The following is a 25,383-nucleotide window of genomic DNA, read 5'->3' on the forward strand; positions in this document are numbered from 1 at the left end:
CACGTGTCGTCGAACAACGAAGGAGCACAATGCGATTCCCGGTCCCCACGCCTCGATCACCGGAGGCGCCCGCGCGATGGCACAGGTCGGTGGGACAGTGAGTACCGATACCGACGCGGTCCGGGTGGCCGACGCCGCGCGCCGGGTCGTGCGGGAGTACGACCCCCGGTCGGTGCCCGCCACGGAATTCCTCGGGGCCTGCTACGACGCGGGCCTGTCCTGGGTGCACTTCCCCGAGGGCTTGGGCGGGCTCGGCGTCTCGCGTGGTCTGCAAGGCATCGCGGACGCGATCTTCCAGGAGGCCGGTGCGCCCGCACCGTTCGGTGTGAACCCGATCGGCCACGGCATGGCCGCGCCGACGGTCCGCGAACACGCGCAGTCCGAGCAGCTCGTGCGCCGGTGGCTGCGTCCGCTCGCCAGCACCGAGGACATCTGGTGCCAGCTGTTCTCCGAGCCGGGCTCCGGCTCCGACTTGGCCGGGCTCGCCACCTCGGCCGTGCGCGACGGCGCGGACTGGGTGGTGAACGGGCAGAAGGTGTGGACCACCCTGGCCCATCGCGCCAGCTGGGCGCTGCTGCTGGCGCGCACCGACCCGGACTCCCCCAAGCACAAGGGGCTCACCTACTTCGTCGTCGACATGCGCGCCCCCGGTGTCGAGACCCGACCGCTGCGCCAGATGACCGGTCAGGCCGAGTTCAACGAGGTCTATCTGACCGACGTCCGGATCCCGGACGAGCATCGGCTGGGTGCGGTCGGCGCGGGCTGGCAGGTCGCGATGACCACGCTGATGAACGAGCGCAGCTCGATCGGCGCGAGTGGCACCCGGCGGGGCGACGGCACGATCGCCGACGCCGTGACGCTGTGGGCGCGGCGCCCGGACCGGCACACCCCGGTGCTGCGCGACCGCCTCACCCAGCTCTGGCTGCGCTCGGAGGCCCAGCGGCTCACCGCGGAGCGTTCCCGCGCGGCCGCGACCGTCAGCGGACCGGGGCCGGAAGGCTCGATCGGCAAGCTCGTCGGCGCCGAACTGAACCAGCGGATCTACGAGTTCTGCATGGACCTGCTCGGACCGGAGGCGCTGCTCTACGGGGACTACACGATGCGCGACATCGGCCCCGACGAGGACGACGGCGGACCGGTGCAGCAGCGCTTCCTGCGCTCGCGCGCCAACACTATCGAAGGCGGCACCTCCGAGGTGCTGCGCAACATTCTCGGTGAGCGGATCCTGGGCCTGCCCGGCGACCTGCGCGCCGACTCCGCACGATCCTGGCGTGAGGTGCCCCGTGGCTGACCCGAATTCGACCCCGAACCACCCGTTCGTCTTCACGCCCGAGCAGCTGGAGCTGCGCGCGGCGGTGCGCCGATTCTGCGCGGAACAATCCGACGAGGCGACCGTGCGACGGCTGATGGAATCCACCCCCACCTTCGACCACCGGGCCTGGGCCCGGCTCGGATCCGAGCTCGGTGTGCTCGGTCTCGGTGTGCCGGAAGAGCTCTACGGATCCGGCGGCAGCGTCGTCGACGCCGCGATCGCCGTCGAGGAGATGGGCGCCGCGCTGTTCTGCGGACCCGTGGTCGGCACCGTCGCCTTGTCGATCCCCGCGCTCGTCGCGGCGCCGGACTCGGCGGCGCGCACCGAGACCCTCGTCCCGCTGGTCGCGGGTATCCGGACCGCCGCGTTCGCGGTTCCGGTCCGGGCGGGGCGGTACGCCGCCGACGCGGTGACGGTGCGGGCGACCGGCTCGGACGAGACGTGGACCCTCGCCGGCACCGTCGAGCGTGTGGTCGACGCGGGCGCGGCGGACGACCTCCTCGTCGTCGCGGCGGGCCAGGACGGACCCGCGCTGTTCGTCGTCGACGCCATCGATCCGCGGGTGGTGCGCACCGACCTGACGACGATGGACCTGACCCGGCCGCAGGCCACGGTGCGATTCGCCGACGCCCCGGCAAGACTGCTCGCGGGCCAGGCGGAAACAGCTCGGGTGTGTGCGCACGCGCTGCGGGCCGGCGCCGTCTTGCTGGCCGCCGAGCAGGTCGGCGGTGCCCAGCATCTTCTCGATCTGAGCGTCGCCTACGCCAAGCAGCGCTGGCAGTTCGGCAGGCCCATCGGGTCGTTCCAGGCGGTCAAGCACCGCCTGGCCGACATGCTCGTCGAGCTGGAACATGCCCGCTCGGCAGCCCAGCACGGTGCCTGGGCGCTGGCGGACGGTACCGACGACCCGGCGCTCGCGGCCGCCATCGCGCAGGCGACCTGCTCGGCCGCCTACACCCGCATCGCCGCCGACACGGTCCAGGTCCACGGCGGCATCGGCTTCACCTGGGAACACCAGGCGCACCTGTATTTCAAGCGGGCCTACACCGACGCCGCGCTCCTCGGCAGCGCCGAGGAGTACCGGGTCCAGATCGCCGAACTGATCCTCGACACCGCTACGGCCGGTGCCGACCTCGCGATCGCGACCGGGTGAGAACGGTCGCGGGGTGGGCCGGAACCCACCCCGCGACCACGTTGGTGCGCTGTTCCACGACGGTCGACGAGGCGATCGGTTCGTTCGGTTGCTGTGGTGAGCGCTCTGTCATCGTTGCGTTTCCTTCTGCGCCGGAACCCTTCCCCCACCCCGAGCCGACGGTTGCCGCCGGCTCGGGATGAGAGGAGTGCGCCGGGGCGCCCTACTCGTAGCGCCCGCCCGTGGCCGCCTTCGCCACGAGGGACTGCGGCGGCAGGAAATGGTCACCGTAGCGGTGGGCCAGCTCCCGCGCGCGGGCGACGAAACCCGCTGTGCCGCCGTCGTATTGGTTGATGAACTGGAGAACACCCCCGGTCCAGGCCGGGAAGCCGATGCCGAGCAGCGAGCCGACGTCGGCGTCCGCCACCGAGTTCAGCACGCCCTCGTCGAGGCATTTGACGGTCTCGAGCGCCTCGGCGAACAGCATGCGGTCGCGCAGATCTTCCATCGGTATCTGCTTGCCGCCGCTGCCGAAGGCCGTGCGCAGCCCCGGCCACAGGCGGGTGCGTTTCCCGTCGACGTAGTCGTAGAACCCGGCGCCTGCGGAACGCCCCGTGCGGTCGAATTCGTCGATCATCCGGTCGATCACGGCGTCCGAACTGTGCGCCGTCCATGGTTCACCGGCCGCTTCGACCGCGGCCCGCGTTTCCTCCCTGACCTTGCGCGGCAGCGTCAGGGTGAGCTCGTCCCACAGTTGCAGCGGCGGAGCGGGATATCCCGCCTGCGCACCGGCGCGCTCGACCGTCGCCGGTTCGACGCCCTCGCCGACGGCGGCGACGGCTTCGTTGAGGAAGGTGCTGATCACGCGCGAGGTGAAGAAGCCGCGGCTGTCGTTGACGACGATCGGCGTCTTCCCGATCTGCAGGACGTAGTCGAAGACCTTGGCCAGCGTCGCCTCGGAGGTCTTCGCACCGCGAATGATCTCCACGAGCGGCATCTTGTCCACCGGGGAGAAGAAATGGATCCCGATGAAGTCCTCCTGCCTGCGCACGCCCCGGGCGAGCTCGGAGATCGGCAGGGTGGAGGTGTTGGAACCCAGCACCGCGTCCACCACGACGATGTCCTCGATCTCGCCGAACACCTTGTGCTTGAGTTCGGGACTCTCGAACACGGCCTCGATCACGAAGTCCACGCCGGCGAAGTCCGTGGGATCGGCCGTCGGCGTGATTCGCGCGAGCAGGGCGTCGGCGGCCTCCTGCGTGGTCACGCCGCGCGCCACCGCCTTCCGCTCCAGCCCGACCGCGTAAGCCTTGCCCTTCTCGGCGTTCTCGAGCGACACGTCCTTCAGCACGACATCGATGCCCGCCTTCGCGCTCACATAGGCGATGGCGGCGCCCATCATCCCGGCCCCGAGCACCCCGACCTTGCGCGCGGTGTACTGCTCCAGGCCGTCGGGCCGCGAACCACCGGCGGTGATCCGCCGCAGGTCGAAGAAGAACGCCTTGGTCATGTTCTTGGCCACCTGACCGGTGACGACGCCGACGAAGTAGCGGGTCTCGATGCGGGCCGCGGTGTCGAAGTCCACCTGCGCGCCCTCCATCGCGGCGGCCAGGATCGCGCGCGGCGCGGGCAGCGGCGCACCCCTGGTCTGCTTGCGCAGCAGCGCGGTCAGCACGGAAAGCTGCACCGCGACAGCGGGATCCGACGGGGAGCCACCGGGGATCCGGTAGCCCTCGGCGTCCCACGGCTGCACCGCGTCCGGGTTGGCCCTGATCCATTCCTTGGCCTTCGGTACGAGCTGGTCCACCGTGGCCACCAGGTCGTCGATCAGGCCGAGGTCCCTGGCACGGGCCACCGGGTACCGCTGTCCCTGCACCAGGACGTCGCGGACGGCCCGCTGGACGCCGAGCAACCGCGTCGTCCGCACGACGCCGCCCCCGCCCGGCAGCAACCCGAAGGTGACTTCGGGTAGCCCGACCGTGCTGCCCGGGACCTCGGCGGCGATCCGATGGTGGGCCGCCAGGGCCAGTTCGAAGCCGCCGCCGAGCGCGGACCCGTTGAGGGCCGCCACCACCGGCTTGCCCAAGGTCTCGAGCGTGCGCAGCCGGGCCTTGAGCCTGTTCGTCGTGGCGGTCAGCTCCTCGGCCTGCTCCGGCGTCGCCTCGATCAGGTCCCGCAGGTCACCACCCGCGAAGAACGTCCGCTTCGCCGACGTGAGCACCACCCCGGTGATCGAATCCCGCTCGGCCACCAGTCGATCCACGATCAGCCCCAGCGACACCTGGAAGTCGGCGTTCATCGTGTTCGCGGACTGGTTCGGGTCGTCCAGGGTCAGCACGACGATGCCGTCGGAATCCCGCTCCCAGAGAATCGTTTCGGTCATGTCCTCACACCCGCTCGATGATCGTCGCGATACCCATGCCGCCGCCGACGCACAGCGACACCAGCGCGCGCCGGGCCTGTCGCCGTTCCAGCTCGTCGACCATGGTGCCCAGGATCATCGCGCCGGTGGCGCCCAGCGGGTGCCCCATCGCGATCGCGCCACCGTTGACGTTGACCTTCTCGTCCGGGAGCTTCAGGTCCTTCATCCATTTCAGGACGACCGAGGCGAACGCCTCGTTCAGCTCGAACAGGTCGATGTCGTCGACGGTCAGCCCCGCCAGATCGAGCACCTTGCGGGTGGCCGGTGTGGGACCGGTCAGCATGATCGTCGGGTCCGACCCGGTGATCGCCGCGGCGGTGATCCGGGCGCGCGGGGTGAGACCGAGATCGCGGCCCGCCTGCTCGTTCCCGATCAGCACCAGGGCAGCGCCGTCGACGATGCCGGAGGAGTTCCCGCCGGTGTGCACGTGGTCGATCCGCTCCACCCAGTGATACTTCTGCAGCGCCACCGCGTCGAATCCACTCACCTCGCCGATGCCGACGAAGGCGGGCCGCAGCTTTCCGAGCGACTCGACCGTGCTGCCGGGGCGGCGATGCTCGTCGTGATCGAGAATCGTCACCCCGTTGCTGTCCCGCACCGGCACCACGGATTTCGCGAAGTAGCCGCCCGCCCACGCGGCCGCGGCGCGGTTCTGCGACCGCACCGCGAACTCGTCGACATCGGTCCGCGAGAAGCCCTCGATGGTCGCGATCAGGTCGGCACCGATGCCCTGCGGCACGATCGAGTGGTCGTAGGTCAGGGCGACGTCGGTGAACATCGCACCGCCGTCGGAGCCCATCGGCACCCGCGACATCGACTCGACGCCACCGGCGATGATCAGGTTCTCCCAGCCCGAACGCACGCGCGCCGCGGCCTGGTTGACCGCCTCGAGCCCGGACGAGCAGAACCGGTTGAGCTGCACGCCGGCCACGGTGTCCGGCAGGCCCGCGCTCATCGCGGCGGCGCGGGCGATGTCGCCGCCCTGATCACCGATCGGCGTGACCACGCCGAGCACGATGTCGGCGATGGCGGCGGGGTCGAGCCCGGGGTGGCGCGCCCGCAGCTCGTCGAGCAGGCCGACGACCAGGTCGATCGGCTTGGTCCCGTGCAGTGCCCCGCCTCTGTTCTTGCCACGCGGCGTGCGGATCGCCTCGTAGATGTATGCCTCGTTGGTCATGAACTCACTTTCAACGAAATCACTACTGCGCCAACGTATTCCGGCCTGGCGGAGACGGTCAGTGCGTGCGGATGAGGATCTTCGCCCCGGAACCGGCGCGCAGCGTGTGGATGGCGTCGACGATCTTGTCGATCGGGATCTCGTGCACCCAGCCGGTGGTGTCGTAGACGCCCCGCTCCATGGCCGCGATGACGGCGTCGAAGTCCGCGGGCAGATAGCCGACCGCGCCGACGATCTCGGTCTCGGTCCACATGATCTGGGTGGGCTGCAACTGCATCGGGTGCTCGTGGAAACCCGCGACGACCAGGCGGCCGCCGGGCACCAGGCTCGCCAGGCCGGTGGTGATCGCGGGACCAGCGCCGGCCGCGTCGACGACGACGTCGACGCCGCTGTCGTCGGTCAGCGCGGCGACCGCGGCGGCGAGATCCCCGTTCACCGGATCCACCACGGTCGCGCCCAGCGCGGCGATGATCGCGCGGCGCTCCGCGCTCGGCTCGGAGACCAGGATCTTGTCCACGCCGTGTGCCTTGAGCGCGAACCAGGTCCCGATGCCGATCGGCCCGGCACCGGCGACGAGCGCGGAGCCGCCGGCTTCGACCCCGCTGCGCGCGACCGCGTGCCAGCCCACCGCCATCGGCTCGACGAGAGCGCCCATGCGCAGGTCCACGGACTCGGGCAGCACGTGCAGAGCGGACGCGTTCAGCGTGGTGAACTCGGACAGGCCGCCGTCGGCGGCCGAACCCAGGGAGCCCGACATGGCGCAGGAGAACGGCAGGCCCTTGCGGCACGCCACGCACTCACCACAGGAGACCGCCATCGGATACACCGCGGCCCGGTCGCCGACCCTGACCTCGGTCACCCCCTCCCCTACTTCGACGACGGTGCCCGCGAATTCGTGGCCAAGGATTCGAGGCAGCGTCGCACCGGTGATCGGATGCGGGTGCGACAGATCCATCGGCAGCGATTCCGGGAAGAAGTAGAAGTGCAGATCGGAGCCGCAGATCCCGGAGTAGGCGTTGCGCAGCTTCACCTGTCCGGGACCGGGGCGACCGGAATCCGGTACCTCCTCGACGCGGATGTCTTCTTTGCCGTAGAACAGAGCGGCCTTCATGGGTGGTGTTCCTTTCCTGGGAGGGAGATGTCGTGCGTGCCGGTCAGGGCAGGAGCCACTCGGCATTCGTCCGGAAGAACTTCGTGGTGATCTCCTCGCCCAGCGGCTCGACTTTCGCGAGCATGTTCTTCATCGAGTCCTTCGTGCCTTCGACATGCGGATAGTCGGTCGAATAGCAGAAGACGTCGGCCAGGGCCGGGTCGTCCCGGAAGTAGCGATCGACGGGCTCGAAATTGAAGGGCGAGACCCGCACGTTGCGGGCGATGTATTCCGAGGGCTTCAGCGGGAATTTCGCCGCGGCCGCGCCGGGGAACACCTGGACGTACATGTCCATCCGTCGCGCCGCGTTGCCGACCCAGTGCGCACCGACTTCGAAGAGACCGACGCGCAGTCGCGGGAATCGTTCGAAGACGCCGCCGAGCACCATGGTCGACAGGTAGTTGTCGATGGCCATGTGGACCGTCGAGAACAGCTGGATATTGGTGTTCGGGATTTCCGGCGACTGAAACAGATCCGCGAAGGTCTCGGCCATCATCCAGCCCGGATCCAGGAACGCGAATTCGGTACCGATGTGCAGCGTCACCGCGATGTTCTCGGCCTCGAGCATCGCCCACAGGGGGTCGAGCGCCGAGTGCGCGGGCGATACCCCGCCCGGCGGCACGTCGGCCTGCAGATAGACCGCGCGGACACCGGCCTCGATCAATCGCCGTGCGGTGGCGATCATCTCGCCGACATCGGGACTGGTCGGGAGAATCCCGACGAGCCGGATCCGGCCGCCTGCCAGCACCGCGTTGTCCATGACCCACTGGTTGTAGGCGTGCACGTAGCTCTTCGCGAAGTCCGGCCGGGAGATACCTTCGAATACCGAAAGGTCACCGCCGAAACGCATTTCGTAGGCGACATCCGCCATCTCGCCGATGATCATCGCGGCGATCGCCGTGGTCGGGAAGACCAGCTGCCGGTCGATGCCCATCACATCGAGCACCTCGGCGCGCCTGCCGAGATCGATCGCGCTCGGCGCCGACGGGCCTTTGATCTCCCAGATACCCTGGGGGTCGATCTCCTTCGTGTCACCCAGCACATCCAGCTGGTGCATGTTGGTGGCCGTCGGATCCGGGCGGAGCCGGTCGGCGGATTCGAAGACCCGGCCCATGATGCGGCCCGGCTGGCCGAGAATTCCTTCGAGCAGGTGGCTGGGGATCATTTCATGACTGTCGACGTCATGCGCAAGCAGCTTCATTGCAACCTCCGAATTGTCCGGCCCGCCATCGAAGACGGTCCGCGCCTAGATAGATTGATCTACTTCTCCAGCGTAAACGCGCTTTTCCCGCTCCGTCAACCCTCGGCGAGCTCCTCGGGACATCGCGTTCTCCTGGCACAGAACGAGTCTGTTCGGAATCCCGGAACCCGGGCACCCGCCGACCGTCGCGCGATCGCGCCCCGCCGCCCGCCACATGCCGGGTCCGGAGCGCGTCAGAATGCCGCTTCGTCGAGATCCATGATGTGCGGGTCGACATCGGTGACGATCCGCCGCACCGCCCCGAGTTCCGGGAGCACAGTGCGCGCGAAGAACGAGGCGACAGCGACTTTTCCCTCGTAGAACGGGGTGCCGCCGCCGGTATCGATGGCGGCGAGCGCGACCTCGGCCTGGCGCAGGAGCAACCAGCCGATCAGCAGATCGCCGACGGCGAGCAGGAACCGCACCGATACCAACCCGATTCGGTGCAACCCGGTCGGGTCGTCGCGTGCGGCGGACAGGTAGTTCCGCAGCGTCGCGACCATCGCCTCGACGTCGTCGAGCGCGCTGCCGAGCAGGCCGCGCTCCGCGTGGAGACGGTCGTCACCCGTCGTGAGAAACGTCGCGATCTCGCCGATGACGCGCCCGAAGGCGGCGCCGTCGTCGCGAGCGATCTTGCGGAAGAAGAAGTCCTGCGCCTGGATGGCGGTCGTCCCCTCGTAGATCGAGTCGATCTTGGTATCGCGGAGGTACTGCTCGATCGGATAGTCCTGTAGGTACCCGGATCCCCCGAGGATCTGGAGCGATTCGCCCAGGTACTGATACCCGCGTTCGGATCCGACGCCTTTGACGACCGGCAACAGCAGATGGTTGATCCGGAAGGCCGTGTCGGCGTCGGCGCCGGACACGGCCAAGGCGGTGCCGGGGTCCTGGTGCGCGGCGACGTACAGGTACAGCGCGCGCATCCCCTCGGCATAGGCCTTCTGCAGCATCAGGCTGCGACGCACGTCGGGATGGTGGGTGATCGTCACCCGGTGCGCGCCGCGGTCGGCCCGCTTCGTCGGATCGCGACCCTGCACGCGGGTCTTCGCGTATTCGAGGGCGTTGAGGTAGCCGGTGGACAGCGCGGCGATCGCCTTGGTACCGACCATCATTCGCGCGTACTCGATCACCTCGAACATCTGCGCGATGCCGGCGTGGGAATCTCCGACGAGCCAGCCGACGGCGGGAGCACCGTGCAGGCCGAACGCGAGCTCGCACGTGGCCGAGGCCTTGAGCCCCATCTTGCTCGCCAGGGCGGTGACGACGACGCCGTTGCGCGCGCCGAGTTCGCCGGTGCCGGAATCGAAATGGAACTTCGGCACCACGAACAGCGACAGCCCCTTCGTCCCCGGTCCGGCCCCCTGCGGCCGGGCCAGGACGAGATGCAGGATGTTCTCGGCGATGTTCGAGTCACCGCCGGTGATGAACCGTTTGACGCCCTCGATGTGCCAGCTGCCGTCGGCCTGCGGAATCGCCTTGGTCCGGACCGCGCCGACGTCGGAGCCGGCCTCGGCCTCGGTCAGCACCATGGTCCCGCTCCACTCGCGTTCGGCCGCGATCGCGGCCCACCGCCGTTGGGTGTCGTTGCCCAGGGTGTGCAGGATCTCGGCGTTCTGCGGTCCGCTGGTGTAGACGAACGCAGCGGGCTGAGCACCGAGGACCAGCTCCCAGATCGACCATTTGATGACCGAGGGCGCGGCGGTCCCGCCGACCGCCGTCGCCAGCCCGATCTTGTGCCACCCCGCCCGTTGCCAGGCGAGCGTGGAGGTGACGAAGGACGCGGGCAGCTCGACCGCGTGCCTCACGGGGTCGAAGGTCGGCGGACTGCGGTCGGCGTCGGCGAACGACGCCGCCACTGGACCTTCGGCCAGGCGCGCCGCTTCCCCCAGCATCGCGCGGACCGTGGCGGTGTCCAGGTCACCGAACGCACCGGTGTCCAGGACTCGATCGATGCCGAGCACTTCGAACATATTGAACTCTAGGTCGCGGATATTGCTCTTGTAGTGGCCCATCCGGACGGCTACTCGGGCGGCGTGATGGTCAGCCCGCGGGCCGCGGCGTACTTGTAGGCGTCGTGCTTGTCGATCACGGGCGCCGTGTCGCTGATTCGCGAGACGCCGGGCAGGCTGCCGAAGTCGGGCCCGAGCAGCTCGGCCATCGTCTGCCCGAAGTTCGGGTCGGTGTACATCCGTTCGCCCGAGATCAGCTTCAGGCCGGGGTCGAAGGCCATCACCACCAGATACAGACCGGTGACCCGCTCGCCGTCGAGGGTGTTGAACGTCATGAAAGCCTCACGCAGCAGGGTGTTCTCGGCGACGGCGTGCACCCGTTTCTCGGCGGCGACGCCGCGCCCCTGCTGCCGCAGGATGCGGTGATACGTTTCGCGCACCGCGTCCGTGCCGTCGATGGCCCAGCCGAGGGAGGCGATTTCGTAGTGCGGGTTGGGCGCCAGGGTCGCCAGGGTGGCTTCGACGTCCATTTCCAGCTCGGCGATCTCGTGCGCGAGCAGGATTTCTTCCATCTGCTTCTTGGTCAGTTCCGACATGGGACCGGTCCTCTCGTGAACAGGCGACAGTGGTGAATCAGGTGGTCCGGATGAGGATCTTGGCGCCGGTGCCGGCGAACTCCTGGCCCAGGATCTGGGGCAGCGCCGCGCCGGTCAGTGGATGCGGCGTGTGCATGTCCCAGGGGATCGCTTCGGGGAAGAAAGAGAAATGCAGGTCGGAGCCGCAGATGCCCGAGTAGGCGTTGCGTAGCTTCACCTGGCCGCGGCCGGGACTGGTTTCGGGTACCTCCTCGATGCGGAGGTCCTCCTTGCCGTAGAACAGTGCGGCCTTCATCAGTGATGTTCCTTTCCTGGATGACCGGGATTTCGGTCACCGACGCACGCCTCCGGTCACCCTCTCGAGGTGGTCGAGTCCGTGGTGGCGAGGACGAAGGCGGTGGTGCGATGGATCTCGGAAGCCACCAGGGCACCTGCCCAGCCGCCGGTGGCTTCCAGCGAATTCGCCATGGTGACCAGCGATCTCAGATGGCCGGACCGGGGCAGGTGACCGAACGCGAGATCACCGCCGCGCGGGTTCACCAGGTATTCGCTGATCCCGGTCTCCTTGATCCAGGCGACCGGCGTCACGGCGTACTGTTCGGGGACCTCGAGCTGATCGAGCGCGCCGAGCCCGAATCCGCTGGGGGCCAGCAGTTCGTCGAGGGCACGCGCGCTCAGTGGGGCGATGCCGAACTCGGCGCGGGCGCGGGTCGCGCAGACCGCGGACAGCCGGGCGCGGATCCGCAGTCCCAGCCGGATCGCGTTCGCTTCGCCGGCGAGGATGATCGCGCTCGCGCCGCGGGCCGGGTGTGCGGTGAACGCCGCGCCGTCGTCGACGAGCTCGCGCTTCGGTGTCCGATCCGCCCCGTCCCCGTCGGCGGAGTCAGGTGCACGGAAGCGATCGGTCCCGTAACTGCCTGTGGTGGCGACGATCTCACCCGCGAAGTCCCCCGCGGCCGAGCATTCGGCGGATCGCGTACAGGACGAGCGGGCCCAGTCGGCCAGCTCGTCGGGGACGAGGTCCCACCAGGCCGCGACCACCCGCGCCATGTGCTGTTGCCGGTGCACGGCCGCGGCGCTGTCACCGTGATAGGAAGTGCCCGTGCCGAAGTCGGTCGCCGCGACGACCGCGATGACATCGGGATCCTGCTCGATCGCTCTGACCGCTTGCGTCATGCTCACCGAGCTGCTCATGCTCACCGTGGTCCGCAGCCCGAGCGGCGGTGGTTCGAAGATCCAGCCCGCCTCGCCGACCGGTGATCCCGTGGACAGGCAGCGAGGATCGGCGAGGAAGAGCCGGGTGAGCTCCGAGCGCTGCAGGCAGGTTCTGCGCAGCAGCGCCTCGATCACGTCCTCGGTGAGCCTGCCGGGAGTCTCCGGCAGGCCGGGCAGGTCCGGGACGACACCGGACCTGCCCGCGTCGACGAGCACGACGCCGGTCATCACGGCCTCTTCGGCGCCGAGCCGGACCCCACCCCGGTCTCGGCCGCGAACGCCCGCTCCAGGAAGGCCGGATCGATCGGCAGTCCGTGCAGCTGCTGGTTGTGGCTGTGACAGAGCTGGTGGTAGGCGAACGAGGTCTGCATCGCGGTGGCCCGGCCCTGGTTGTCCTGCGCGACATTGACCGACTCCTTCGCCAATTTCAGTGCGAAGAGCGGCTTTTCGGCGATGCGCTCCGCGAGCCGCAGCGTGAACGACGACAGCTCGTCGAGCGGCACCACATGATTGACCATGCCCAGCCGGTGGACCTCGGCGGCGGTGAGGAAGTCGGAGGTGAACAGCATCTCCTTCGCCTTCCGCACGCCGACCTCGTAGGGGTGCTGGAAGAACTCCGCGCCGGACACCCCCATCGCGACGGTGTTGTCCTGGAACAGCGCGTCCTCGGCGGCCACGATCAGATCGCAGGGCCACACGAGCATGAGACCACCGGCGATGACCTTGCCCTGCACGGCCGCGATGGTCGGTTTCGGGAGATTGCGCCACCGTTCGGACAGACCGAGGTACATCTCCTTCTCGATCGCCATCCGCGATTCGGCGCCGGCGCAGCCGAAGCCGCACCAGGTGCCGATCCGCCGGTGCTCGGATACCACCCGCAACCCGTCCCCGTCGCGCAGATCGTGGCCTGCCGAGAAGTGCGGGCCGTTCGCCGCGAGGATGATGACGCTGATCGAATCATCTTGCGCGGCCATGTCGAATGCGTCGTTGAGCTCGTAGAGCAGCTGCATACTCTGCGCGTTGCGCGCCTGCGCGCGATCGAGCACGATGCGCGCGACCTTGTCGGCCGGGCGCTCGTACCGGATGGTCTCGAACTCGGGCAAGGTCACTCCTGCCCGTCGGGACGCCCCAGCCGGGCGACCGTGTCGGCGGTGGCCGCGGCGGCAGCGGCGGCGACGCCCGCGACGCGCTCGGGCGTCAGCGGCGGGACGAGCGCGCCGGCCAGACCGGTGGGCAGATCGTGCTGGGCGACGGCCCGCTGGTGGGAGAACGTGTCGAAGCCGGCTTTGCCGTGGTAGGCGCCCGATCCGCTCATGCCGACACCACCGAACGGCACGGCGTGGTTGCTGTAGGCCAGCCCGAAGTCGTTGCGCGACACCCCGCCCGACGTGGTCTGGACCAGGAAGCGCTGGAAGTCGGCGGTGTCGGCGCCGTACCAGTACGCCGCCAGCGGGTGCTCGCCCGCGCGGATGTGGGCGATGGCCTCGTCGACCTCGGTGTAGGTGTGCACCACCAGCACCGGGCCGAAGATCTCCTCGGTGTTGATCTGCGCGTCGGCCGGGGTGTCGAGCAGCAGCGTCGGCGGGATGCGGCGTGTGGTCGGGTCGGGTACCCGGGCCTGCTCCGCCTCCGGCACGAGGACGACCTCCACCGCACCCTTGGCCTTCGCCTCCGCGACGAGTCCGGTGACGCGGGTGTAGTTCGCGTCGTTCACCACCGAGACGACATCGGGATTGTCGGCGAAGGTCGGGAAATGCGTGTGGACCGCCGCGCGGTAGGCCGCGACGAAGGCGTCCCGGCTCGATTCGGGCACGAAGACGTAGTCCGGGGCCAGGCACACCTGGCCGTTGTTGAACAGGCGAGCGGGGGCGATGCGGGCGGCGGCCTCGGCGGCGTCGGCATCGGGAGCGACGACCACGGGGTTCTTGCCGCCGAGCTCGAGCGTCACCGGTACCAGGTTCCGGCCCGCGGCGGTGGCGACGAGGCGCCCGACCTTCGGCGAGCCGGTGAAGAAGAGGTGGTCGAACCGCAGATCGGAGAAGGCGGCGGCGGTCGCCAGCCCGCCGTTGACGACCACGACCTCCTCGGGGCTCAGCCGGGACGCCACCGCGCGGGCGAACACCGCGCCGGTGCGCGGCGTCAGGTCGGAGAACTTGATCATCACCCGATTGCCCGCCGCGAGCGCTTCCACCGCGGGGGCGAACACGAGCACGAGCGGGAAGTTCCACGGGCCGATGACGCCGACCACGCCCTTGGGCCGGTTCTGCACGAAGGCCGGGATCACCCCACCCATGGCGGCCGGAACCTCGGTGGGGGCCATCCACGCCTCGAGGTGCGCACGGGTGTCGGCGATTCCCGGCAGGGCGCCGAGGATGTCGACCTCCATCGAGGTGGTCACCGGACGACTGCCGAAGTCGGCGTCCAGCGCCTCGGCGAGTTCCTGCCGGTGTTCCAGGACGGCGGCGACCAGGCGATCGATCCGATCGCGCCGGGTCGCGGCGTCGGGGATCGGGTCCAGGGCGTGCGCGGCGCGCTGCGCGTCGAGCAGGCGCTGCAATTCCGCCGGCGTGACGTCGACGATCGGTGCGGTGGTCATGGTCATTTGCTGGGTTCCTTCTGTGCGGGCGCGTACTGCGCGGCGATCTGTCCGGCCCACCGGTAGTCGGCCTTGCCCGCCGGACTGCGCAGCACCTGGTCCACGCGGACGATGGCCTTGGGCAGCTTGTATCTGGCGAGCCGTTGTTCGGCGCCGACCAGCAGTTCCTGGTCGGTCGGGTCGTGACCGGGCACGAGTTGCACGACGGCGACGATCTCGGTGCCCCAGCGCTCGCTCGGCCGTCCGGCGACGACAACATCGCTCACGGCGGGGTGGGCGATCAGCGCGTCCTCGACCTCCTCGGCGAAGACCTTCTCGCCGCCGGAGTTGATCGTCACCGAGTCGCGGCCGAGCAGTTCGATCCCACCGTCGGCCCGGTGCTTGGCCCGGTCGCCGGGCAGGGCCATGCGATAGCCCTGGATGGTGGGGAAGGTGCGCTCGGTCTTGGCCCGGTCGCCGAGGTAGCCGAGCGGGATGGCACCGTGCCGGGCCAGCCAGCCGGTCGCCGGGTCACCGGGCGCCAGGATCCGGGCCTGATCCTCGTCCACCACACAGGTTCCCGGCGCCGCGGTGAAGACACCCGAGGTCGCCGGGGCCGCGCTGGTACTCACGTTCGTCAGCTGCGATCCGGTCTCCGACGAGCCGGCGACATCGGCGATGACGACGTGCGGCAGCAGCCGCAGGATGCGGTCTTTGACCGAGGCACTGGTGACGGCACCACCGACGCCGACCAGTTGCAGCGAGCGCCCGTGGTACCCGCCGCGATCGAACTCGTCGCACAGTGGCGTCGCGAACGCATTGCCCACCAGGTTCATCAGCTGCACGCCCTCGCGGTCGATCACCTCCCAGACCGAGGCCGGGTCCAGCCGGTCGACCACGTCGGGGAACACGACCGTGCCACCGGTCAGGAAGCCGGCCAGGGCGATCCATTGCGCCGCGGCGTGCATGAGCGGCGGCAGTGGCAGCACCACCCGGGGTTCGGCGGCGGCCATCAGGGCCACGCCCTCGGCGAGCGAGTCCACCTCGAACGCGCCCGCGGGCATGAACGCCGCCAGCGCGCTCTCGAGGATGTCGGCTTGGGTCCACAGGGTGCCCTTGGGCATTCCGGTGGTGCCGCCGGTGTAGACCAGGTAGAGGTCGTCGGGGTCCGGTTCGGTCGGCGGCGGATCGGCGCTGGCGGCCGCGAGGGCCTCCTCGTAGTCGAGCGCGCCGGGCAGCAGCGCGTTGCCCGATTCGTCGGCCACCTGGAGCAGCAGGATCGGCGGCTCGCGCAGCGCGCCGAGCACCGCGGCGAGGGTCGGCGCGAACCGGGCGTGGTAGATGATCGCGCGCGCGGACGCGTCGTCGAGCAGATAGGTGAGCTCGGCTTCGACGTAGCGGTAGTTGACGTTCAACGCCGTCGCGCGCGCCGCCGCGGCGCCCAGCATCCCCTCGACGTACTCGTTGCCGTTGTACAGGTACAGCGCGACGTGGTCCTGGCCGGACTCCCACTCCCGCAGGTCGGCCCGCTCGCGGTGCGCGGTGATCCCGTGCGACAGCAGGAGGTTCGCGAGCCGGTCGACCCGCCCGGCCACCTCGCGGTAGGTGAGCCGTCGGTCCCGGAACACGAGGCAGTCGCGGTCCGGTGTCGCCGCGGCGACACCCGCGAACAGCGCGGCATGGTTGTAACGCATCAGATCTCCATCAGGGTGAGCGGTGACAGTCGGTCGTCACTTGCAGCGGATGTCGAGCAGGGCCTGACGTCCTTCGTCGCGCACGACCCGCAGCGCCTCTTTGATCGCGCCCTCGAGTTCGCTGCGGCGGTGGACCGTCACGCCGTGGCCACCCGAGGCCCGGCAGTAGGCCGCCAGATCCGGCGAGGGGGCGAGATTGGAGAAGCGGTCCTCGCCGGTGGTGGCCGCGGTGCCGTCGGGATAGACGAGGTAGGTCGCCATGTCGACGGCGGTCCAGTTGCTGTTGTTGGCCACGATGGTCAGCACCGGCAGCTCGTGCTTGGCGGCCGCGTGATGGCAGGCCGCCGGGTTGGCGAACATGTAGGCGCCGTCGCCGAGAGTGGCGACGACGGTGCGGTCCCGTGCGGCGTACTTGGCGCCGAGGGCGGCGGGCAGGCCCCAGCCCAGGCCACCCGACGCGGGCAGGAAGTAGTACGTCCCAGGCTCGGTCCGGCCGAGCAGCTCGGGGTAGGACACGTATTCGTTGAACACGATGTCGTCGTCGTCGAGCAGTCCACCCAGGACCGCGGAGATCACCGCCGTGGTGATGATCTCCTCGTCCCCCTGGGCGAGTTCGGCCTCGCGCAGGGTGTCGACGGCCGCGCGATTCGCCGCGGCGACGGCCCGGATCTGTTCGGCGCGAGCCGGATCGATGCCCGACGCCCGGGTCTCGAGCGCCTCGATCAGCCGGGTCAGGAACGCGACCGGGGTGGCGGTGACATTGAGGTCGGATCGATGCGACCGCATCGGATAGGTGGTGAACAGGGGGTCGACACCGACCTGGGCGATGAAGCACTCCGCGGACGGCGCCGTGCGCGCCTGGATCCACGGGACGTCGCACTCCACGAACACGACGACATCGGCCCGCTCGAGCACGGGCGTGACGTCGGAGCCGAGGCGATGCGGATGATCGGAGGGAATGTTCAGGTACCTGGCCCACGGGTCCGCGACCCCGATCGAGAACCGGGTGGCGCAGTCGGCGAGCAGCCCGACGGATGCGGGCTCCGCGCCGGCCGCCGCCGCCACGATGACCGGGAACTCGGCCGCGACGAGCTTGTCGGCGAGCGCCTCGATGGCGGCCGGGTCGGGCTGCACGGCCGTCGGGACCGGTGTCGGCGCCTGCACCGCGGTCGGCGCGTCCGCCGCCTCGGCGAGCACCTCGCGCGGCAGCGACAGGTACACGGGACCACGAGGATGCGCGGCCGCCACGCTCACGGCACGGTCGACCACGGCCTCGACCTGGCGCGGATCACGCAATTCGTAGTCCCACTTGACGAACTCGCGCACCATGCTCGCCTGGTCGAACATCTCCTGGGACCAGTGGATCGGCAGGTCACGCGCGCCGGTGGCGCCGAACTCGAGGATCGGCGACCGGCCGGCGGTGACCAGCAGCGGCACCCGATCGCGCGCGGCATTGGCGACCGAGCACACCGCGTTCCCCGTGCCGACGTTGACGTGCAGCATCAACGCCTGCGGACGGCCGGTCACCAGCGCGGCGCCGTGGGCCATCCCGCCGGCGAGGTTCTCGTGGGCGCACAGGACCGGAATCGGCAGTGCGGGACCGTCTTCCTGCTTGTTGTCGGCGTAGGCCTCGACGATCGGCGCGAAATCGGTTCCCGCGTTGACGAAGAACCACTCGATGCCTTGCTCGGCGAGTGCGGTGAGGTAGCGGGTAGCTGCGGTGTGCGGCATGGAGTGCTTTCTGTTCGGTGCGGCAAGGGAAGTCAGGGAACGGAGCGGGTGCGGAGCGCGGGAACGATCGAGGCCAGGTCGCGCCACCGGTCGACGGGCAGGACCCGCACATCGGGGGTGTGCACCTGCACGCAGACGTGGTCGGCCCCGGCGTCGAGGTGGGCCTGCACCCGGGCCGCGATCCGGTCGAGCGAGCCCCAGGCGACGATCGCGTCGACGAGCCGGTCACTGCCCCCGCCGCGCAGATCGTCCTCGCCCCAGCCCAGGCGCCGGAGGTTGTTGGTGTAGTTGGGCAAGGCCAGGTACCGGCTCATGAAGCGGCGTGCGGCGTGGCGCGCCACGGCGGGGTCGGTCTCGAACACGACGGTCTGCGCGGGCGCGAGCAACGCGGCGGGCCCGAGCGTCTCGCGGGCGATCGCGGTGTGCTCGACGGGGACGAAGTAGGTGTGCGCGCCCATCCCGCGTTCGGCGGCCAGGCGCAGCATGCGCGGACCGAGCGCGGCCAGCACCCGCCGTGGCGCGACCGGTGCGGCGGCGCCCCAGAAGTCGCCCTCGTCCATCCGGTCGAGGTAGTCGACCATCGTGCTGTACGGCTTGCTGCCGTAGCTGCCTCGATGAGCGCCGTCCACCATCGGCTGATGACTCACCCCGATGCCCAGCAGGAACCGGCCGGGAAAGGCCTCGCTCAGCGTCCGCCAGCCCGCGTTCATCGTCATCGCGGTCCGCGCGTGCAGACTCGCGACACCGGTGGCCACGGTCATCCGGGCGGCCGCCGACAGGAGCAGCGCGGCATTGGCGAACGGCTCGCGCGCCACCGCTTCGGGCACCCACAGCGCGCCGATGCCGAGCTCCTCGAGTTCGGCGACCGCCTCCCCGGCACGGGCCATCGGCTGCACGTCGAGCTGGTAGGACCAGATGCCGAGGGGTCCGAGAGGGGGTGGGGACGTCTCGTGCGCACGGTGCTTCATCGCGACCTCTGGATGTGTTCGGCCGGTCCGAGACCGGGTGGCGGTACGGCGATTTCGAGAGGGATTCACCGGCGGTACCAGACCGGGTGCCGCCGGTGCGCCGAGGTCAGGGCAGCAGCCACTCGGCGTTGGTCCGGAAGAATTTCGTCGTGATCTCCTCGCCCAGCGGCTCGAGCTTGGCGAGCATCCGGTTCATCGAGTCCTTGGTGCCTTCGACGTGCGGATAGTCGGTCGAATAGCAATAGACGTCGGCGAAGAACGGGTCGTCCTGGAAATACCGGTCGACGGGCTCGAAATTGAAGGGCGAGACCCGCACGTTCCTGGCGATGTACTCCGACGGCTTCAGCGAGAATTTCGCGGCGGCCGCGCCGGGGAACACGTCCACGTACATGTCCATCCGCCGCGCGGCCGGGGCGACCCAGTGCGCACCGACTTCGAGCAGACCGACGCGCAGCCGGGGGAACCGTTCGAACACCCCGCCCAGCACCATGGTGGACAGGTAGTTGTCGATCGCCATGTGGATCGTCGAGAACATCTGGATGGTGTTGTTCGGGATCTCCGGCGACTGGAACAGATCCTGGAAGGTCTCGGCGAGTGCCCACCGCGGGTCCAGGAACGCGAACTCGGTCCCGATGTGGAGCGTCACCGGAATATCCGCCGCCTCGAACAGGCCCCAGAAGGGGTCCAGCGAGGAGTGCGCGGGCGAGACCCCGCCCGGCGGCTCGTCGGCCTGCACGTAGACCGCCCGCACCCCGGCGCTGATCAGATTCTTCGCCGTGGCCATCATCTCGTTCAGGTCATGACTGGTGGGGATGATGCCGACCATCCGGATGCGGCCGTCCGCCTGGACCGGATCGCTCATGACCCACTCGTTGTACGCGCGCAGGTAGCTGGCGGCGAATTCCGGTCGCGTCATTCCCTCGAGCATCGACACGTCCCCGCCGAATCGCTGTTCGAACCCGAGGTCGTCCATGCCGCCGACCATCATCGCCCCGATCGCGAGGGTCGGAAACACCAGCTGGCGTTCGATTCCCATCACATCGAGGACCTCCGCCCGCCGGCCGAGGTCGACCGCGCTGGGCGCCGACGGGCCCTTGATCTGCCAGATGTCATCGGGATCGATCGGCCTGACGTCGCCCTGGATGTTCGGTTGGTGCATATTGGTCGGGGTCGGATCCGGACGCAGCTGGTCGGTGTACTCGAGGATCTTGCCCATGATCCGGCCGGGCTGACCCAGCACATCACCGAGCAGATTGCCGGGGATCATCTCGTGGCTGTCGACGTCGTGTGCGAGAAGCTTCATTGCAAACCTCTGGGTTCGGTCGGGCGGGGGCTAGGAAGTGAGGGTCTCGATCTCGAGCGGCTTCAAATAGCCCACGAAGTCGTCGTTCGTGCGCCAGTCGTATTCCGGGACCTCGCAATAGATTTCGATGGCGTTGTGATCGGGGTCGAAGATGTAGAGACTCCGCGTCATGCCGTGATCGAAGGTGGCCTCGATGGTGACGCCCTTGTCCTGCAGGTACCGGTGCATCCGCACCAGCTCCTCCTGGCTGTCCACGACGAGCGCGAAATGCAGCAGTCCGGCCTGGTCTTCCTTCGGCAGCTCGGCCTCGTCGCTCACCTTGAACACCCCGATGTCGTGGTGGTAATCGGAGAAGCGGAAGAAGACAGCGATCGGCGATTCCGACGAGATCTTCATGCCGAGAATCCCGGCATAGAATTCCTTGGCCACGTCCAGGTCGCGCATCTTCAGCACCACATGGCCGACACGATTGATTCCCATATTTCGCCTCCAGCGACGTCGAGCCCACCGATTTCACATCCGGAACGCCAGGGGCACCGGGTGTGGCCGCGGGCGCCGCGCTGATCAGTAGGCGATAGATTGATCTAGTCGACTCAGCGTATGTCCCTTCTCACACCTCGTCAACCCTCGACAGGCGACGAAACCCGAGCTCGGACAACGGAGCCCAGCGCCGATGGCATGACACCGCAACCCCGGGGCCGCGGCATCATCCACCTGACCCCAGTGAATCCGCCATGCGACGCGCGCCACACCCGCCATTGCGTGTGCGCGGCGGTCGCCATCGCCGACAAACGGCGGTGGAGGCAGGCCACCTGCGCAGGTAGAAGGGCGATCGACCGACATTGACGCCACCGGAGCGGGTTGCCTACGCTCCGGATAGATCGGTTTATTAAGAGAGAGAAGAGGGTGTCCACCATGGGTGAGATCCAGATCGTTGCCACCTTTCCCGAGATCGCCGCGGCGAACCTGGACGAGTTCACGAAACGCGCCGAGGACGCGGTGGCGGCCGCCCGGGACGAAGCGGGGACCCTCCGATACGACTGGTTCCTGAGCGAAGACGGAACCAGATGCGTGGTCGAGGAGAAGTACACGAACTCCGCCGCCGTCCTGGTCCACCTGGGGAATGTCGGTGCCACGGTCGGCTCGCTGGCCGAACTCGGCGGGGGCCTCGTCGTCGAGGTCTTCGGCGAGCTGTCGCCGGATGTCCGCAAGGTGCTCGCCCCGTCGGTGCGCACCTTCTACGCGCACCTCACCGGCAGGTAGCCGGTCGTGTTGACGCACAACCACCCGCCACCTAAGCTCGATCTAGATCAATCTATCTAGTGCATCGGGCACCGGCTTACCGTGGCCGAGCCAGTCAGGAGACAGCGCCTTGCGCACACCAGGAGAACGTCATGTCTGAGTCCTTCCAAGCCTTTGTCGTCGAAAAGAACGCCGCCGGGTTCAGCGCCGGGGTGCAGCACCTGACCCTCGACGACCTGCCCGCGGGCGATGTCACCATCCGCGTGCGGTATTCGAGCATCAACTACAAGGACGGTCTGGCCTGCCTCCCGGAGAGTCCGGTGGTCGGCTCGTACCCGATGGTGCCGGGCATCGACCTCGCCGGCACCGTGGTCGAATCGAGCGACCCGCGATTCACCGCCGGTCAGGAAGTCCTCGCCATCGGCCGCGCCCTGGGCATGTCGCATTTCGGCGGGTTCGCGGAATACGCGCGGGTGTCCGGCGATTGGGTGGAGCCGCTGCCGCCCGGCCTCACGGTGAAGGAGGCGATGGCGCTGGGCACCGCGGGTTTCACGGCGGGCCTGGCGATTCAGCGGCTCGAGGACAACGGGCTGACCCCGGCGAAGGGCCGGGTACTGGTGACGGGTGCCACCGGCGGCGTCGGCAGCACCGCGGTGAACATGCTCGCCGGCCTCGGCTACGACGTGTCGGCCAGCACGGGCAAGACCGAGGAACACGACTATCTGCGCGACCTCGGCGCCACGCAGATCCTCGGTCGCGACGAGGTCTCCGCCGCGGGCGCGCCGCTGGACGCCGAACTCTGGGCCGCCGGCATCGATCCGGTGGGCGGCGACACCCTCGCGTATCTGCTGCGCACCACCAGCTACGGCGGTTCAGTGGCGAACTGCGGGATGACCGGCGGCATCGCGCTGAGTTCCACTGTCGCGCCGTTCATTCTGCGCGGGGTCAACCTGCTCGGTATCGACTCCGTCCAGTGCCCGGAGGACGTGCGCGCCGCGGTGTGGCTGCGCCTCGGCACCGACCTCAAGCCCAAGAACCTGTCGGAGAGCATCGCGCACGAAGTCGGCCTGGACGACATTCCCGCGCTCACCGCCGACATTCTCGCGGGCAAGATCAGAGGCCGGACGATCGTGCGACTGTGATCGCCGGATCGCCCACCGGCGCCACCCACGGCTCGGGGCCCACCATCGCTCGATGGTGGGCCCCGAGCCGTTTCGCCGGTCGGCGACATCGATGCCGGCGTCGCCGACCGCCGAAATCCCGTTCCCCGGGGACGTTCAGCAGGGCCGCGACCGGTGGCCGGCGGACCTCACGGCCTTCGCGGTGTACACGTCGTCGACGCCGAGAGGCGCGACGGCCAGCGGCGGCCGGGCGGCGCCGTCGGCGCGCACGCCGTCCAAGAGGATGCCCGCATAGCGCCGCCAGAGCTCGGGATTCACCGGCGCGGCGAACCTCGCCACCGCCGCGACCATGGTGACCATGGCGAAGAGATCGGTGGCGGCGAATCCGGGCCGCACCACGCCCTCGGCGACGGCCCGGTCGATCAATCGCAGCACCACCGGCTCGATCCGCTCGCGCACCGCGACGAAACGCTCTGTGACATCCGGAAATTCGAGCATCACTTCGCCGAGGCCGCGATCGGTCGCCAGCTGCTCGCAGTACCACTCGAAGAGTCCGGACAGGCCACGCCAGGTGTCGGGATCGGCGGCGGCGGCCTCGGTCGCCTCGGCCATCTCGGTGACAGCCCGGGTGAGCACCGCGCCCATCAGCTCCTGCTTGTTCGCGAAGCGCCGGTAGACGGTGCCGACGCCGACGCCGGCGGCCTCGGCCACCTCGTCGAGGGTCACCGTGAGGCCGCGAGCGGCGAACAGGACGCGAGCGGCCTGGAGGATCCTCGCCAGGTTGCGGGCGGCATCGGCGCGCAGGGACCGTCGCCCGGACTCGGTGTCGGCGTGTTTCACCGAACGGCACCGACCACGGACCGCGTCACCACCCGCGACTGTTCGACCGCCATCGTGATCCGCCACAGCGTCAGGGTGGTGCTCGCGCGCGCGTAGCCGTCGTGGCTGAGCAGGGTGTAGCCCAATTGCCGCTCCAGCCAGTCGATCCGCTGGCGCATGGTCGAGTGGTGCAGGTTCTGCCTGCGCGCGGCTTCGCGAATACTGCTGTGCGCGAGCACCGTCTCCAGCGTGGAGACGACCCACGGCCGTTGGGCCTGCAACTCCCCTACCCGCTGGACGTCGGGCGCGCGGGCGGCGGTGTCGGCGTCGACGATCTCCACGATGGTGGCGATGCTGCCCAGCGACTCGTAGCGCACGTGGGTGGGCTCGCCGGTGGCGATGTCGATCGCGATGCGCAGCGCGGTGCAGGCGTGCTGCCACCGCGCGCAGACCTCGGCGGCCGCGCAGGTGACGGTCCCGGCGGCGATTCCGGCGGGGAGGGCGTTCGCGGGCAAGGGCGCGGGGAACAGATGGATCTGGTAGTCGTCGACGACCAGGCCCGGGGGCATGGACTGCGCGTCGGCCACGTGGGTGGCTACGACGGTCACGGTCGACCCGAGACCCAGCCGGCGCACGGAGCTCTCGCGGGTAGCGGGCGCGACACCGGGATCGCAGGCGAGGCGCGTCGCGGTCACCGCCGGGGCGGTATCGCGGCTCTTCTTGACCGCGTGCAGGCTGCGGCCGAACCGTTCCAGGATCAGATCGTCCAGCGGACGCGGCGGGCCGTCGCGGTCCAGCCAGACGGTGGTGCCTTCGAATTGGGCGACCTGCCGGGTGGCGGGCGCGATGTCGAGATCCGGCAGGGCGCGACCGGTCGCGTCGACGCCGACGCGTACGCCGCGCTCAGGGTCGGCGAGCCCCACCGGGCAGTCGGCCAGTGCCGCGGCTGCCCGCACCATGGCCAGCGCCGAGGACCGCTGATCGACCAGTGTGTCGAAATGCTCGATCACCCGCAGTGCCGCGGCCGCGCCACCGTCGATGGCGCTGAGCTTGACTATCCATTCCCGCACGAACAATCTCCTCGTTGAGTGCCCCCCGGGTTGACGCTGTCGGCCGCCCCGTCCCCCGTCGACGCGCCGTGCGTCGCGGGAAACAGCCGCGCCACCGCGGCGACTATCGCCGCGCGGCGTGCCGCCGGCGACGCGTCCCGGACGTGCCCGGGACCCAGGCCGGCCAGGCCGGCGAGGTTCGGTTGCCATGCCCAGGCGATGGCGATCTCGTTGACGAGCACCAGGATGTCGATCGGATCCCACGCGGGATCCAGCTGCCCGGCGGCTTGCGCTCGTCGCAGTTCCTCCACATCGCGCCGCACCACGCCCTGGAACAGCTCACCGGACACGCCGTCGCCCGTGACGTCGAGGCGACCCCAGTGCATCAGCCGCAGCCGTTGGGGATGCTCGGTGAAGTAGTCGTGCAGCTGACCGGCGTAGCCGGGCAGGTCGGTCGCGTCCAGGGCGGCGGCTCGCGTCATCGTGGCCAGCTCGCGCTCCGCGACGAACCGGTAGAGCTCCTGCTTGCTCCGGAAGTAGGCGTACAGGCGCTCCTTGCTGGTCTGTGCCCGGCGCGCGATCCGCTCGATGCGAGCACCGGCCACACCGTACTCGGCGAACTCGTCGGTCGCCGCGCTGACGATGCGATCGCGGGTGGTGTCGAGGGTTGTGGAGGTAGTGGCCACGG

Annotated in this window: 22 protein-coding genes; 4 read left to right on the plus strand and 18 right to left on the minus strand. The window is 69.4% G+C overall.

Annotated features, from left to right (window positions below):
• The first annotated feature begins 97 nt into the window (after positions 1-97).
• Positions 98-1,291: an acyl-CoA dehydrogenase family protein gene (locus ACFVW6_RS11055; RefSeq protein WP_378826961.1), complete on the plus strand. Its 1,194-nt coding sequence runs from the start codon at positions 98-100 to the stop codon at positions 1,289-1,291.
• Positions 1,284-2,465 carry an acyl-CoA dehydrogenase family protein gene (locus tag ACFVW6_RS11060; RefSeq protein WP_378826963.1) on the plus strand — a complete coding sequence of 394 codons (1,182 nt, stop codon included), beginning with the start codon at positions 1,284-1,286 and terminating at the stop codon, positions 2,463-2,465. The genes ACFVW6_RS11055 and ACFVW6_RS11060 overlap by 8 nt, the downstream gene beginning before the upstream one ends.
• A gap of 202 nt (positions 2,466-2,667) precedes the next feature.
• Here ACFVW6_RS11060 and ACFVW6_RS11065 read toward each other — a convergent pair whose 3' ends face one another.
• From ACFVW6_RS11065 to ACFVW6_RS11135, 15 genes are all read right to left on the minus strand, one after another.
• Positions 2,668-4,827 carry a 3-hydroxyacyl-CoA dehydrogenase NAD-binding domain-containing protein gene (locus tag ACFVW6_RS11065; RefSeq protein WP_378826965.1) on the minus strand — a complete coding sequence of 720 codons (2,160 nt, stop codon included), beginning with the start codon at positions 4,825-4,827 and terminating at the stop codon, positions 2,668-2,670.
• A 4-nt stretch (positions 4,828-4,831) separates the two neighbouring features.
• The gene (locus ACFVW6_RS11070) at positions 4,832-6,043 is read right to left on the minus strand and encodes an acetyl-CoA C-acetyltransferase (protein ID WP_378826967.1); all 1,212 of its coding nucleotides are present in this window, start codon (positions 6,041-6,043) and stop codon (positions 4,832-4,834) included.
• Between the two features lie 58 nt (positions 6,044-6,101).
• Entirely contained in the window at positions 6,102-7,154 is a 1,053-nt protein-coding gene (locus tag ACFVW6_RS11075) for an alcohol dehydrogenase catalytic domain-containing protein (protein ID WP_378826969.1), read from the minus strand.
• 43 nt (positions 7,155-7,197) lie between these two features.
• The gene (locus tag ACFVW6_RS11080; protein WP_378826971.1) at positions 7,198-8,358 is read right to left on the minus strand and encodes an amidohydrolase family protein; all 1,161 of its coding nucleotides are present in this window, start codon (positions 8,356-8,358) and stop codon (positions 7,198-7,200) included.
• 269 nt (positions 8,359-8,627) lie between these two features.
• Entirely contained in the window at positions 8,628-10,445 is a 1,818-nt protein-coding gene (locus ACFVW6_RS11085; RefSeq protein ID WP_378826973.1) for an acyl-CoA dehydrogenase, read from the minus strand.
• Positions 10,446-10,453: 8 nt separating this feature from the next.
• On the minus strand, positions 10,454-10,978 hold the full coding sequence (locus ACFVW6_RS11090; protein WP_378826975.1) for a hypothetical protein: 525 nt from the start codon (positions 10,976-10,978) through the stop codon (positions 10,454-10,456).
• A gap of 37 nt (positions 10,979-11,015) precedes the next feature.
• On the minus strand, positions 11,016-11,273 hold the full coding sequence (locus ACFVW6_RS11095) for a hypothetical protein (RefSeq protein ID WP_378826977.1): 258 nt from the start codon (positions 11,271-11,273) through the stop codon (positions 11,016-11,018).
• Between the two features lie 56 nt (positions 11,274-11,329).
• Positions 11,330-12,421, minus strand: a complete 1,092-nt coding sequence (locus ACFVW6_RS11100) for a hypothetical protein (RefSeq protein ID WP_378826979.1) — start codon at positions 12,419-12,421, stop codon at positions 11,330-11,332.
• Entirely contained in the window at positions 12,421-13,296 is an 876-nt protein-coding gene (locus tag ACFVW6_RS11105) for an enoyl-CoA hydratase (protein ID WP_378826980.1), read from the minus strand. The genes ACFVW6_RS11100 and ACFVW6_RS11105 overlap by 1 nt, the downstream gene beginning before the upstream one ends.
• A gap of 2 nt (positions 13,297-13,298) precedes the next feature.
• Entirely contained in the window at positions 13,299-14,795 is a 1,497-nt protein-coding gene (locus ACFVW6_RS11110; RefSeq protein WP_378826983.1) for an aldehyde dehydrogenase family protein, read from the minus strand.
• Positions 14,792-16,462 carry an AMP-binding protein gene (locus ACFVW6_RS11115; RefSeq protein WP_378826986.1) on the minus strand — a complete coding sequence of 557 codons (1,671 nt, stop codon included), beginning with the start codon at positions 16,460-16,462 and terminating at the stop codon, positions 14,792-14,794. The genes ACFVW6_RS11110 and ACFVW6_RS11115 overlap by 4 nt, the downstream gene beginning before the upstream one ends.
• A gap of 36 nt (positions 16,463-16,498) precedes the next feature.
• Positions 16,499-18,193 (minus strand): thiamine pyrophosphate-requiring protein, encoded by a 1,695-nt coding sequence (locus ACFVW6_RS11120; protein WP_378826987.1) that lies wholly within the window; start codon positions 18,191-18,193, stop codon positions 16,499-16,501.
• A 32-nt stretch (positions 18,194-18,225) separates the two neighbouring features.
• Positions 18,226-19,161: a TIGR03620 family F420-dependent LLM class oxidoreductase gene (locus ACFVW6_RS11125; RefSeq protein ID WP_378826989.1), complete on the minus strand. Its 936-nt coding sequence runs from the start codon at positions 19,159-19,161 to the stop codon at positions 18,226-18,228.
• Between the two features lie 106 nt (positions 19,162-19,267).
• On the minus strand, positions 19,268-20,464 hold the full coding sequence (locus tag ACFVW6_RS11130; RefSeq protein ID WP_378826991.1) for an amidohydrolase family protein: 1,197 nt from the start codon (positions 20,462-20,464) through the stop codon (positions 19,268-19,270).
• A gap of 30 nt (positions 20,465-20,494) precedes the next feature.
• Positions 20,495-20,944 (minus strand): VOC family protein, encoded by a 450-nt coding sequence (locus tag ACFVW6_RS11135; RefSeq protein ID WP_378826993.1) that lies wholly within the window; start codon positions 20,942-20,944, stop codon positions 20,495-20,497.
• A 435-nt stretch (positions 20,945-21,379) separates the two neighbouring features.
• On the opposite strand from ACFVW6_RS11135, the gene ACFVW6_RS11140 reads away from it, so the two are divergent.
• The gene (locus ACFVW6_RS11140) at positions 21,380-21,727 is read left to right on the plus strand and encodes a putative quinol monooxygenase (RefSeq protein ID WP_378826996.1); all 348 of its coding nucleotides are present in this window, start codon (positions 21,380-21,382) and stop codon (positions 21,725-21,727) included.
• A 131-nt stretch (positions 21,728-21,858) separates the two neighbouring features.
• Positions 21,859-22,848, plus strand: coding sequence for an acryloyl-CoA reductase (locus tag ACFVW6_RS11145; protein ID WP_378826998.1), 990 nt, complete (start codon positions 21,859-21,861; stop codon positions 22,846-22,848).
• 135 nt (positions 22,849-22,983) lie between these two features.
• On the opposite strand, the gene ACFVW6_RS11150 is transcribed toward ACFVW6_RS11145, so the two are convergent.
• From ACFVW6_RS11150 to ACFVW6_RS11160, 3 genes are read right to left on the minus strand one after another with little or no spacing between them, the layout of a single operon-like run.
• On the minus strand, positions 22,984-23,667 hold the full coding sequence (locus tag ACFVW6_RS11150; RefSeq protein WP_378831354.1) for a TetR/AcrR family transcriptional regulator: 684 nt from the start codon (positions 23,665-23,667) through the stop codon (positions 22,984-22,986).
• The gene (locus ACFVW6_RS11155) at positions 23,664-24,716 is read right to left on the minus strand and encodes a helix-turn-helix domain-containing protein (RefSeq protein WP_378831357.1); all 1,053 of its coding nucleotides are present in this window, start codon (positions 24,714-24,716) and stop codon (positions 23,664-23,666) included. The genes ACFVW6_RS11150 and ACFVW6_RS11155 overlap by 4 nt, the downstream gene beginning before the upstream one ends.
• Positions 24,701-25,381: a TetR family transcriptional regulator gene (locus tag ACFVW6_RS11160; RefSeq protein ID WP_378831359.1), complete on the minus strand. Its 681-nt coding sequence runs from the start codon at positions 25,379-25,381 to the stop codon at positions 24,701-24,703. The genes ACFVW6_RS11155 and ACFVW6_RS11160 overlap by 16 nt, the downstream gene beginning before the upstream one ends.
• Between the last annotated feature and the right edge of the window lie 2 nt (positions 25,382-25,383).

The organism is Nocardia sp. NPDC058244 (assembly GCF_042882065.1).
In the GTDB taxonomy this organism is placed as follows: domain Bacteria; phylum Actinomycetota; class Actinomycetes; order Mycobacteriales; family Mycobacteriaceae; genus Nocardia.

Coding starts and splice junctions, on each gene's coding strand:
- ACFVW6_RS11065 (WP_378826965.1), bottom strand. CDS start 4,827: ATGACCGAAACGATTCTCTGGGAGCGGGATTCCGACGGCATCGTCGTG.
- ACFVW6_RS11070 (WP_378826967.1), bottom strand. CDS start 6,043: ATGACCAACGAGGCATACATCTACGAGGCGATCCGCACGCCGCGTGGC.
- ACFVW6_RS11075 (WP_378826969.1), bottom strand. CDS start 7,154: ATGAAGGCCGCTCTGTTCTACGGCAAAGAAGACATCCGCGTCGAGGAG.
- ACFVW6_RS11080 (WP_378826971.1), bottom strand. CDS start 8,358: ATGATCCCCAGCCACCTGCTCGAAGGAATTCTCGGCCAGCCGGGCCGC.
- ACFVW6_RS11085 (WP_378826973.1), bottom strand. CDS start 10,445: ATGGGCCACTACAAGAGCAATATCCGCGACCTAGAGTTCAATATGTTC.
- ACFVW6_RS11090 (WP_378826975.1), bottom strand. CDS start 10,978: ATGTCGGAACTGACCAAGAAGCAGATGGAAGAAATCCTGCTCGCGCAC.
- ACFVW6_RS11095 (WP_378826977.1), bottom strand. CDS start 11,273: ATGAAGGCCGCACTGTTCTACGGCAAGGAGGACCTCCGCATCGAGGAG.
- ACFVW6_RS11100 (WP_378826979.1), bottom strand. CDS start 12,421: ATGACCGGCGTCGTGCTCGTCGACGCGGGCAGGTCCGGTGTCGTCCCG.
- ACFVW6_RS11110 (WP_378826983.1), bottom strand. CDS start 14,795: ATGACCATGACCACCGCACCGATCGTCGACGTCACGCCGGCGGAATTG.
- ACFVW6_RS11115 (WP_378826986.1), bottom strand. CDS start 16,462: ATGCGTTACAACCATGCCGCGCTGTTCGCGGGTGTCGCCGCGGCGACA.
- ACFVW6_RS11120 (WP_378826987.1), bottom strand. CDS start 18,193: ATGCCGCACACCGCAGCTACCCGCTACCTCACCGCACTCGCCGAGCAA.
- ACFVW6_RS11125 (WP_378826989.1), bottom strand. CDS start 19,161: ATGAAGCACCGTGCGCACGAGACGTCCCCACCCCCTCTCGGACCCCTC.
- ACFVW6_RS11130 (WP_378826991.1), bottom strand. CDS start 20,464: ATGAAGCTTCTCGCACACGACGTCGACAGCCACGAGATGATCCCCGGC.
- ACFVW6_RS11135 (WP_378826993.1), bottom strand. CDS start 20,944: ATGGGAATCAATCGTGTCGGCCATGTGGTGCTGAAGATGCGCGACCTG.
- ACFVW6_RS11140 (WP_378826996.1), top strand. CDS start 21,380: ATGGGTGAGATCCAGATCGTTGCCACCTTTCCCGAGATCGCCGCGGCG.
- ACFVW6_RS11145 (WP_378826998.1), top strand. CDS start 21,859: ATGTCTGAGTCCTTCCAAGCCTTTGTCGTCGAAAAGAACGCCGCCGGG.